At 64.7% G+C, this 10248-nt stretch carries 13 protein-coding genes; 10 read left to right on the top strand and 3 right to left on the bottom strand.

Annotated features, from left to right (window positions below):
* Positions 1–42: 42 nt before the first annotated feature.
* Complete coding sequence (locus tag ACO6D5_RS15410) at positions 43–849, bottom strand: NUDIX hydrolase (RefSeq protein ID WP_485825856.1); 807 nt, start codon at positions 847–849, stop codon at positions 43–45.
* A gap of 290 nt (positions 850–1139) precedes the next feature.
* Between ACO6D5_RS15410 and coxB the strand changes: the two genes are divergently transcribed.
* The 5 genes from coxB (at position 1140) to ACO6D5_RS15385 (ending at position 5312) form a co-directional block, all read left to right on the top strand.
* Positions 1140–2297: a cytochrome c oxidase subunit II gene (coxB, locus tag ACO6D5_RS15405; RefSeq protein WP_315844821.1), complete on the top strand. Its 1158-nt coding sequence runs from the start codon at positions 1140–1142 to the stop codon at positions 2295–2297.
* Between the two features lie 103 nt (positions 2298–2400).
* Positions 2401–4008 carry a cytochrome c oxidase subunit I gene (gene ctaD, locus ACO6D5_RS15400; RefSeq protein WP_006224566.1) on the top strand — a complete coding sequence of 536 codons (1608 nt, stop codon included), beginning with the start codon at positions 2401–2403 and terminating at the stop codon, positions 4006–4008.
* A gap of 31 nt (positions 4009–4039) precedes the next feature.
* The gene (locus ACO6D5_RS15395) at positions 4040–4165 is read left to right on the top strand and encodes a cytochrome oxidase small assembly protein (RefSeq protein ID WP_006224567.1); all 126 of its coding nucleotides are present in this window, start codon (positions 4040–4042) and stop codon (positions 4163–4165) included.
* Positions 4166–4174: 9 nt separating this feature from the next.
* Complete coding sequence (locus ACO6D5_RS15390; RefSeq protein ID WP_315844820.1) at positions 4175–4399, top strand: DUF2970 domain-containing protein; 225 nt, start codon at positions 4175–4177, stop codon at positions 4397–4399.
* A 37-nt stretch (positions 4400–4436) separates the two neighbouring features.
* A complete protein-coding gene (locus ACO6D5_RS15385) occupies positions 4437–5312 on the top strand; it encodes a cytochrome c oxidase subunit 3 (RefSeq protein WP_006224569.1) in 876 nt (291 codons plus the stop codon).
* Positions 5313–5439: 127 nt separating this feature from the next.
* On the opposite strand, the gene ACO6D5_RS15380 is transcribed toward ACO6D5_RS15385, so the two are convergent.
* Positions 5440–5640: a twin transmembrane helix small protein gene (locus ACO6D5_RS15380; RefSeq protein WP_006224570.1), complete on the bottom strand. Its 201-nt coding sequence runs from the start codon at positions 5638–5640 to the stop codon at positions 5440–5442.
* 36 nt (positions 5641–5676) lie between these two features.
* On the opposite strand from ACO6D5_RS15380, the gene ACO6D5_RS15375 reads away from it, so the two are divergent.
* The 5 genes from ACO6D5_RS15375 (at position 5677) to ACO6D5_RS15355 (ending at position 9782) form a co-directional block, all read left to right on the top strand.
* Positions 5677–6483, top strand: coding sequence for an SURF1 family protein (locus ACO6D5_RS15375; RefSeq protein ID WP_485825855.1), 807 nt, complete (start codon positions 5677–5679; stop codon positions 6481–6483).
* A gap of 84 nt (positions 6484–6567) precedes the next feature.
* Positions 6568–7149, top strand: a complete 582-nt coding sequence (locus tag ACO6D5_RS15370) for an SCO family protein (RefSeq protein WP_485825869.1) — start codon at positions 6568–6570, stop codon at positions 7147–7149.
* A gap of 68 nt (positions 7150–7217) precedes the next feature.
* Positions 7218–8252, top strand: a complete 1035-nt coding sequence (locus tag ACO6D5_RS15365) for a COX15/CtaA family protein (RefSeq protein ID WP_485825854.1) — start codon at positions 7218–7220, stop codon at positions 8250–8252.
* A 13-nt stretch (positions 8253–8265) separates the two neighbouring features.
* Entirely contained in the window at positions 8266–9159 is an 894-nt protein-coding gene (gene cyoE, locus ACO6D5_RS15360) for a heme o synthase (protein ID WP_006224574.1), read from the top strand.
* 17 nt (positions 9160–9176) lie between these two features.
* The gene (locus ACO6D5_RS15355) at positions 9177–9782 is read left to right on the top strand and encodes an SCO family protein (protein ID WP_315844816.1); all 606 of its coding nucleotides are present in this window, start codon (positions 9177–9179) and stop codon (positions 9780–9782) included.
* Here the strand turns inward: ACO6D5_RS15355 and ACO6D5_RS15350 are convergent, their stop codons facing one another.
* Positions 9783–10019 carry a DUF3717 domain-containing protein gene (locus tag ACO6D5_RS15350; protein WP_006224576.1) on the bottom strand — a complete coding sequence of 79 codons (237 nt, stop codon included), beginning with the start codon at positions 10017–10019 and terminating at the stop codon, positions 9783–9785.
* Between the last annotated feature and the right edge of the window lie 229 nt (positions 10020–10248).

Below are 10248 nucleotides of genomic sequence, written 5' to 3'. Positions count from 1 at the left end.
CGTCCGGCATGCTGGGCGAGCCGGGGGTTGCCCCCCGCTGATTCAGATCTGGCCGGCGGCCTGGCGCTGCATGATGTCTTCGATGATCACCAGCGCCGCCTCCAGCGTGAATTCGCCGTCGGCGACCTGCTTGACGGCGGTCGCCACGTCCACCGTGGCGATCTGCATGACTTCGCCGTCCCGGTTGGCGGGGCGCGCGTCGGCCGCCAGCACGCAGGTGCTGGTCAGCACGTCTTCCACCTGGTAGCCCTCGGGCAGCCGGCGGTGGATGCGCAGGATGGTGCGCAGCGGCGTGCGCTGGGCCAGGTCGGGCGCATCCAGCCCCGCTTCTTCGCCGCATTCGCGCAGCAGCGCCAATTCCAGGTCTTCGCCGCAGCCCGCCAGGCCACCCACCAAGGTGTCCCACATACCGGGATCGGTGGACTTGCTCAGCGCGCGCCGCGCGACCCACAGCCGCCCGTCCGGCGTCCAGGCGTTCAAGTGCACGGCCTTGGTCAGCAAACCCAGCGGCCGCACCGCCGCGCGCTCGATCACGCCCAGCGGCTGTTCGCCGTCCATCACGTCCAGGAGTTCGTCGCGCCAGCCGCGCAGGCAGTTGGCCTGGCGCAACAGTTCCGCGGCATTTTCCAGCACGGCGTTCAGCGCGGCGCCCGGCGTCAGATCCTGGCCGATGCGCAGCGTCGTGTCATCACAGGCAACACCGGGCGCGTCGCGCAGCGCGTCGCACGCGGCATGCGTGGCCCAGCCGCAGCGGCGGCCCGCAATATATAAAGCGTGCGCGCCCTCCGGGGCGGGTTCCTGCGCGCGGGCGCACAGGTCGGCATACAAATCGGGCAACTGCTTGGGCATCGTCGGGCGCCGTGGTGAGGTTGGCGGTGATTTTATGCCACCCTGTTTATGGCGTGAGGTCAAGGGGCGCGTGCAGATGGGGGCAAGCCCCATGAAATCAAGAGGCCCGTCTTACATCTGTTTGCGTGTCCGCTATAATCCGCCAGTTTCTTTGTGATTTCGAGTGGGAATGCGGGGGCCGCTCTATCTCCCTGCCTAGCCCTGCCATCTAATAATTGCGCGTAGTCCTGTTGCAGTGACACTCGTGCCACTAGGCGACAAGGGCCCTCGCGCCGTGTTTCGAGGTAAGCATGAAGAAGTGGAGAGGGATACTGGGGGCTTGTGCGATGCTGATTGGCAGCGTGGCCAGCGCTCAGGTGCAAGACATGCCCGGCGGCCCGAAGGTCAATCAGCTGAACCTGCATGAAGGTGTCACGGCGATTTCGCGCGACATCATGTGGCTGCATTGGTTGCTGCTCACGATCTGTATCGTGATTTTCATCGGTGTGTTCGGGGTGATGTTCTACTCCATCTGGGCACACCGGAAGTCCCGGGGGCACAAGGCCGCGACCTTCCATGAGCATCTGGGCGTGGAAGTCGCCTGGACGGTCATCCCCTTCATCATCGTCATCGCCATGGCGCTACCGGCCACCAAGACGGTCGTGGCCATGAAAGACACCTCAAGCGCCGACCTGACCATCAAGGTCACGGGCTATCAATGGAAGTGGGGCTACGAATACCTCGACGGCTCCGCCGCCGGCGTCAAGTTCCTGTCCACGCTGTCCACGCCCCGCGCGCAGATCGAGAACCGCGAGCCCAAGGGCGAGTTCTATCTGATGGAAGTGGACAACCACATGGTGGTCCCCGTGGATAAGAAGGTCCGGGTCGTGCTGACCGCGGCCGACGTCATCCACTCCTGGATGATCCCCGACTTCGGCGTCAAGCAGGATGCCATCCCCGGCTTCCTGCGAGACACCTGGTTCCGCGCGGAAAAACCTGGCATCTATCGCGGCCAGTGCGCGGAACTCTGTGGCAAGGACCACGCCTTCATGCCCATCGTCGTGGAAGTCCTGGCGCAAGCCGACTACGATAAGTGGGTTGAAGACCAGAAAAAGAAGATGGCGGCAAACGCCGACGATCCTAATAAAGAGTGGACGGAAGCCGAACTGGTTGCCCGTGGCGAGAAGGTTTTCGCCGCCAATTGCGTAGCCTGTCACCAGGCCAACGGCAAGGGCATTCCGGGCAGCTTCCCACCGCTTGACGGAGACAAGGTTGTTCTGGGCCCCAAGGCGGAACAGATCAACACCGTGCTCAAGGGCAAGCCCGGCACCGCGATGGCGGCATTCGGCGGGCAGCTCAATGATGTCGAGATCGCAGCGGTCATCAGCTATACGCGCCATGCCTGGAGCAATGCAGGCAAGGGGCAGGACCCGACGGTTCTACCGAAGGACGTCGCGGCTGCGCGTTGATCGCGCACCCGGCGTTCCCCCCGTTAGAACCGGTTCCGTTTAGTTAGAGATACCCTGCCGTCCCCGTGGAACGGGGGCGGCACTCAGCAGGAAGGAGTCCATCATGAGCAGCGTCACTGTAGACCACGTGTCGCCGGGCCACGGCCACGGTCACGATGACCACCACCACGCCATGCCCACGGGCTGGCGCCGCTGGCTATTCGCCACGAACCATAAAGACATCGGGACGATGTATCTCATCTTCTCGTTTGCCATGTTGCTGGAAGGCGGCACGCTCGCCTTGCTGCTGCGCACCGAACTGTTCGAACCGGGCCTGCAGTTCTTCCGCCCCGAACTGTTCAACCAGTTCACGACCATGCACGGCATCATCATGGTGTTCGGCGCCATCATGCCGGCCTTCGTGGGCTTTGCGAACTGGATGATCCCGATGCAGATCGGCGCATCCGACATGGCGTTCGCGCGCATGAACAACTTCAGCTTCTGGCTGCTGCCGGTGGCCGCGATCATGCTGACGGCGTCGTTCTTCGTGCCGGGCGGCGCCACCGCCGCGGGCTGGACGCTGTATGCGCCGCTGTCGCTCCAGATGGGTCCGGGCATGGACCTGGGCATTTTCGCGATGCACATCATGGGCGCGTCCTCGATCATGGGCGCGATCAACATCATCGTGACCATCCTGAACATGCGCGCACCCGGCCTGACGCTGATGAAGATGCCGCTGTTCTGCTGGACATGGCTGATCACCGCGTTCCTGCTGCTGGCCGTGATGCCGGTGCTGGCCGCGGCCATCACCATGGTGCTGACCGACCGTCACTTCGGCACGGGCTTCTTCAACGCCGCCGCCGGCGGCGACCCGGTCCTGTACCAGCACGTGTTCTGGTTCTTCGGGCACCCCGAGGTCTACATCATGATCTTGCCGGCGTTCGGGATCGTGTCGGCCATCGTGCCTGCGTTCGCGCGCAAGAAGCTGTTCGGCTACGCCTCGATGGTGTACGCCACCGCCTCCATCGCCGTGCTGTCGTTCATCGTGTGGGCCCACCACATGTTCACGACGGGCATGCCGGTGACGGGCCAGCTTTACTTCATGTACGCCACCATGCTCATCTCCATCCCTACCGGGGTGAAGGTGTTCAACTGGGTCGCCACGATGTGGCGCGGCTCGATGACGTTCGAGACCCCGATGCTGTTCTCGATCGGCTTCATCTTCGTGTTCACGATGGGCGGCTTCACGGGACTGATCCTGTCGGTGGCCCCGATCGACATCCAGGTCCACGACACCTATTACGTGGTGGCCCACTTCCACTACGTGCTGGTGGCGGGTTCCCTGTTCGCGCTGTTCGCCGGCGCCTACTACTGGGTGCCGAAGTGGACCGGCCGCATGTACAGCGAAAAGCTGGGCAAGCTGCATTTCTGGTCGACGCTGATCTCGTTCAACGTGACCTTCTTCCCGATGCACTTCCTGGGCCTGGCCGGCATGCCGCGCCGGTATGCCGACTACGCCGCGCAGTTCACGACGTTCCACCAGATGGCCACGATCGGCGCGTTCTGGTTCGGTCTGTCGCAGCTGATCTTCCTGTGGGCGATCCTGCGCTGCTACATGGGCAAGGGCGAAGTCGCCGCCGCCAAGCCGTGGGAAGGCGCCGAAGGGCTGGAATGGACGGTGCCGTCGCCCGCCCCGTTCCATACCTTCGAAACCCCGCCCGAAGTGAAGTGAACAAGCCTTTCATGTTCCAGGTAGCACGAGAATGACACCCGAGCAGCGCCGCCGCAACAAAATCGCAGGACTCGTCCTGCTGGCTTTCGTCCTTGCCGTGTTCGCCTGGACCGTGTTGCGGGGTTCGGCGCTGCTGACCGGCAACGCGGTCGGCTAGGCCACGGCCATGAGCGACGACCTGCACGAAACCACTCGGCGCAAGCTGAGTTTCCTTCAAACGATGAAGGCGGTGGCGTGGGGGTTCTTCGGCGTGCGCAAGGGCGCGGGCTACCGGGAAGACAGCGCGAAGCTGAACCCGGTGCACGTGATCGTGGCCGGGCTGCTGGCCGCGGCAATCTTCGTTACTGTGCTGGTATTAATTGTGCGTTGGGCGGTTTCAAGCCTGACTTGAATCACTTAATCTAAAAATCTGTACCAGGGAGAAAGCCATGAGTGCAAGCCACTCGGTTCAAGGTAAAGAGGCACCGTACTACTTTGTGCCCGCCGACTCGGGGCATCCCGTGCGTACGGCGGTGGCGCTGCTGTTCATGGGGCTGGGCGCCGCGGCCTGGATCAACGGCGTCAGCTGGGCGAAATGGTCCGTGCTGGCGGGGTTCATCGGCCTGATCGTCGTGCTGTATTACTGGTTCGGCGACGCCATCCAGGAATCCGAAGCCGGCATGAACAGCAAGCGCATCGACGGTTCCTACCGCTGGGGCATGAGCTGGTTCATTTTCTCGGAAGTGATGTTCTTCGCCGCGTTCTTCGGCGCGCTCTGGTACACGCGCACGATCACGACGCCGTGGCTGGGCGACATCGACCACCGGCTGATGCTGTGGCCCGACTTCAAGGCCGCCTGGCCCAACTTCGGTCCGGCCGGCGTGGTCGAGCAGTTCCAGACGGTGGGTCCCTTCTGGCTGCCCACCATCAACACCGCGCTGCTCTTGTCCTCGGGCGTGACGCTGACCATCGCCCACCATGCGCTGCGCGAGAACCATCGCGGCAAGACGATGTTCTGGCTGGCCGCCACGGTCATCCTGGGCTTCATCTTCGTGGCCTGTCAGGCCGCCGAATACCACCATGCGTACACGGAGCTGAACCTGAAGTTCAACTCGGGCGCGTACGGCTCGCTGTTCTACATGCTGACCGGCTTCCACGGGTTCCACGTGATCCTGGGCGCCACGATGCTGACCGTCATCCTGATCCGCCTGATCCGGGGCCATTTCACCGCCGACCACCACTTCGGTTTTGAAGGCGCGGCCTGGTATTGGCACTTTGTGGACGTGGTGTGGCTGGGCTTGTACCTGTTCGTCTACTGGTTCTGACGCAGGTGGACACGGGTCCGCTCTGCGGCGCAGGGCGGGTGAAGCGCGATAGGCGGCCGGGCGGCGACAATGCCGGGCGCCGATCGCGCTTTGTTGCGATGGGGGCGGGAACCGATGCCCCGCGGGCCTATCTAAGCCCGGTGCTTTCGATCCAGCCCATGTGATGGGCGAACAGCACGAACAGGAACAGGGCGACCGACAGCCCGATGCGCACCGTCAGCGCATTGACGGTGCGGCTGGTAGTGCCTTTGTCCCGCATCAGGTAGACCAGGGCGGATGCCAGGCTGGCCAGAATACCGATGAAGGCCAGTACGACGAAAACGCGCATGGTGGTCTCCGGACAAAACAGAGTTAGCAACGATACATGGCCCGACCGCATTCAACCCGCTACACGGTAGCCGCCCTACTCCTGCTTGGCATCGCCGTGGTGATCCTGGTGTCGCTGGGGCAATGGCAGTTGCGTCGCAGCGACGAGCGACGCGCCATTCTGGCGGCGATCGAAGCGGGCCGCAAGCAGGCGCCGCTGATGCTGACCCCGGCAACGCCTTCCGACGACATGACCGCGTGGCGCGTGGCCCAGGCCAGCGGCGCATGGCTGCCGCAATTCAGTGTACTGCTGGACAACCGCAACCATGACGGCAGGCCCGGCTACTGGCTGGCCACGCCGCTGCTGCTGGACGCGTCGTCGCGGCAGGCGGTGGTGGTGCTGCGCGGCTGGCTGCCCCGCGTAATCCAGGGCCAGGGCGAACCCCGGCTTCCTGCGACGCCCGAAGGAATGCAGACAGTTACGGGTGAACTCTCCGACCGCGTGCCGCGCATGTTCGAGCTTTGGTCGCTGGGCGGCCAGGATCAATCTGCGCTGCCCGGTGCTCTGCCTGCGCCAGGCGGCAGCGTGCCGCAGGTGCAGAACCTGCCGCTTGCTGACTATGCCCGCGCGACGGGACTGAACCTGTTGCCGGTCGTGCTGAGCGAAACGGCCCCGTCCGGTCAGGGCGAGGCCGATGGCCTGATCCGGGACTGGCCGCAGCCGTCAGTGGATTTCCAGAAGAACACGTCTTACGCCGTGCAGTGGTTCGCGTTTGGTCTGATAGCCGCCATCGCATGGCTGGTGGTGCTGGGGGGCGCCATCAAGCGCATGCGCCAGCGCGCGCAGAACGGCCCCCGGGGCTGATGCGCGCGGCAATGAATGACTCATCCAGGATATAAAGTGGCTCGCGATATTTCACCTGACAAACCGGCACGCAAGCGCTCGTTGATGCCCATGCTGCTGGTGTTCCTGTGTTCGTTGGCGCCGATCGTGGCTGCCTTCGTGGTGTACATGAACCCGCAATGGTGGCCGGCGGATTCCAGCAATTACGGCACCCTGGTGTCGCCGCAACGCCCGATGCCGGCCGCGGGCGACCTGAAATTGACGACGCTGGACGGCAAGCCGTTCGACCTGCAAAGCCTGAAAGGCAAGTGGCTGCTGGTGACCGCCGACGGCGCGGCCTGCCCGGAAAGCTGCGCCCGCAAGCTCTACATCACGCGCAACAGCCACGCCAGCCAGGGCAAGAACGTGGACCGCCTGGCGCGCGTCTGGTTCATCACCGACGATGCGCCGGTGCCCGACAAGGTGCTGGAAGCCTACAAGGGCACGGTCATGCTGCGCGCCGATCCGGACCAGTTGGCCCGCTATCTGCTGGCACGGGACGCTGCCGCCGGCCAGCCTGGGCTGCCGGCGCCGATCTGGGTGATCGACCCGCTGGGCAACCTGATGATGCAGTACCCTGCCGAGGCCGATGGCGTGAAAGTGCGCAAAGACATCAGCAAGCTGGTCTATAACTCAAGGATAGGGTGACCCCCCGATAGGGGGATGGCCGAGTGCCGCGGGATCCGCGCGGCGCGGCAGAGTCATGGTTTAGGGAAATGGAACGTATCAAAGCGCGGTACCGCAAACTTGTTTTTTTCACCTGGTTCCTGACCTTGGACCTGATCATGTTCGGCGCCTTCGTGCGCCTGACGGATTCAGGCCTGGGCTGCCCGGACTGGCCCGGCTGCTACGGCAGCGTGACGCCGTTGGGCGCGCGAGGCGACATCCATGAGGCCACGCAAGCCATGCCCTTCGGGCCGGTGACGATGTCCAAGGCCTGGATCGAAATGATCCACCGCTATGTCGGGACCATCCTGGGCATGCTCATCATCGGCATCTTCTATATGGCGTGGCGCTATCGCCGGGAACTGGGACGCTCGCCCGCGCTGGCCGTCACGACGCTGGTCGCCGTGTGCGTGCAGGGCGCCTTCGGCGCCTGGACCGTCACGCACAAGCTGATGCCGGCCGTGGTGACTTCCCATCTGGTGTTCGGGCTGTCGGTGCTGGCGCTGATGACGTGGTTGTCGGCCCGCGAACGCCCGCATCTGGCCATCGGCGCCGCGGCTGCCCGATGGAAGCCGTGGGTGGCGGTGGGGTTCGGCTTGTTGCTGGTGCAGGTGACGCTGGGCGGCTGGGTCAGCACCAACTATGCCGCGCTGGCCTGCATGGACTTCCCCATGTGCCACGGGCAGTGGGTGCCGGACATGGACTTCCACGGCGGCTATTCGGTCATCCGCGGCCTGGGCGAACTGCCCTCGGGCGAGATGATCTCGCAGCCGGCGCTGACCGCGATCCACTGGGTGCACCGCAATTTCGCCTTCGTCGTGTTCCTGTACCTGGGCACGCTGGCCTGGCGGCTGCGGGCCGAACCGGGCCTGCGCGGCCCGGCCACGCTGATGCTGGCGCTGCTGGTCGCGCAGTTGTTCACCGGCCTGACCACCATCTTCTTCCAGTGGCCGCTGCTGATCGCCGTGCTGCACAACGGGGGCGCCGCCGGCCTGACCTTGGCTGCCGTGGTTTTGATGGTGCGTCTGTCCACGGCGGGACGCGCGCCGGCGGGGGGCTATGGCCCCAATTCGGTGCGCGTTTAAAATAGGGTCCACTATGACCAGTCTTGCCGCTCCTCAACCCGGATTGTTCCGCCAATACTTCGTACTCACCAAGCCGCGCGTCACGCAGCTGGCGGTGTTTTGCGCAGTCATCGGCATGTTCCTTGCCGCACCGGGCATTCCCGATATGCGCCGCGTGCTGTTCGGCACGCTCGGCATCTGGCTGCTTGCCGCAGCCGCTTTCGCCATCAACTGCCTGATCGAACAGGAAGTCGACGCGCGCATGCTGCGCACCGCGCGCCGCGCTACCGCCCAGGGCACCATCTCGGCCTTCCAGGTGCTGAGCCTGTCCGGCCTGCTGGGCGGCGCGGGCATGTTCGTGCTGTACACGCTGGTGAACCCCCTGACCATGTGGCTGACCTTCGCCACTTTTGTGGGCTACGCCGTCATCTACACCGTCATCCTCAAGCCGCGCACGCCGCAGAACATCGTGATCGGCGGGCTGTCGGGCGCGATGCCGCCGGCGCTGGGCTGGGCCGCCGTGGCGGACTCGGTGCCGGCCGAGGCCTGGGTGCTGGTGCTGATCATCTTCATCTGGACGCCGCCGCACTTCTGGGCGCTGGCGCTGTACCGCAACCACGATTACGCCAAGGCCGGCCTGCCCATGCTGCCGGTCACCCACGGCAACCAGTTCACGCGGCTGCACATCCTGCTGTACAGCGTGGCGCTGGTGGCGACGACGCTGTTGCCCTACGCCATCCGCATGAGCGGCGAACTGTATCTGTTGTCGGCGCTGGTGCTGGGCGGCATGTTCGTCTCGTATGCGTGGCGCCTGTACCGCGCTTACAGCGACCAGCTGGCGCGCAGCATGTTCCGTTTTTCCATTCTCTACCTGGCGCTGCTGTTCGGCGCCCTGCTGGTGGACCACTGGGTCGGCCTGTTGCGCTGACCCCCTGGAGGTTGTTGATGTCCGTGTTTTCCGCCAGCCGCCGGCTGGCCCTGCGCTTCGGCGCCGCCGCCGCCTTCACCGCCGCCCTTGCCGCTTGCGGCGAGAGCGCGCCCACGTTCAAAGGCAGCGACATCAGCGGCACCCAGCTGGGCCGCGGCATGGAACTGACGGACACCAACGGCAAGACGCGCCAGTTGTCCGACTTCGCCGGCAAGGTGGTGGTGGTGTTCTTCGGGTTCACGCAGTGTCCGGACGTGTGCCCCACGTCGCTGGCCGAACTGACCGAAGTCATGAAGAAGCTGGGCCCGGACGCCGATCGCGTGCAGGTGCTGCTGATCACGGTGGACCCCGAGCGCGACACGCAGGAAGTGTTGAAGCAGTATGTGACGGCCTTCGATCCGCGCTTCCTGGGCCTGACCGGCACGCCGGACCAGGTCAAGAAGGCGGCCGCGTCGTTCAAGGCGTACTACGCCAAGGCGCCCACCAAGGACGGCAACTACACGATGGACCATACGGCCGCGTTCTACCTGCTGGACGGCAAGGGCGAATCTCGCGTGCTGGCGAACAACAATCTGGGCGTGGACGCCCTGACGCACGACATCAAGGCCCTGCTGAAAGGCTGATCAGGGATTGGATGGGGCGCGTGCGCCTGAAGCAGCCCAGCCGGCCAGCGCCGCCTGGGCTTTTTCATTGAGTTCGGCGACCGCGATGTCGTGCCGGTGCGAAATGATCATCAGGGCGTAGGGCGTGGCCAGCGCCGCGGCTTCGGGGCACAGGCGCGATTCTTCGCCGACCGACGGCGAGACGTTGCGCCAATAGTTGATCGCCTGTTCGAGCTGGGGCAGGGAAATGGAATCCATGCGCCTATTGTCCACGAATGCAAAGGCCTGTCCACCGGCCGTGCGCCTGCAAAGAAGCGTCACCATCGCAACATGCCGAAACCGCGCCCGGGTGCTATACCGATGCCGGTTAGTTACGATGGAGCTTCGTCATGAATACCCCCCGAATCGAGAACCCGCGCCGTGGCCTGCACCCGCTGGTCGCGGCGGCGGCGATTGCCGTCATTGTCATGTGCGCGGTGGGCGTGGC

It is taken from the genome of Achromobacter sp., from assembly GCF_057314935.1.
Note: the sequence above shows the minus strand (reverse complement) of the source record. Positions and strands in the feature narration are given on the sequence as shown.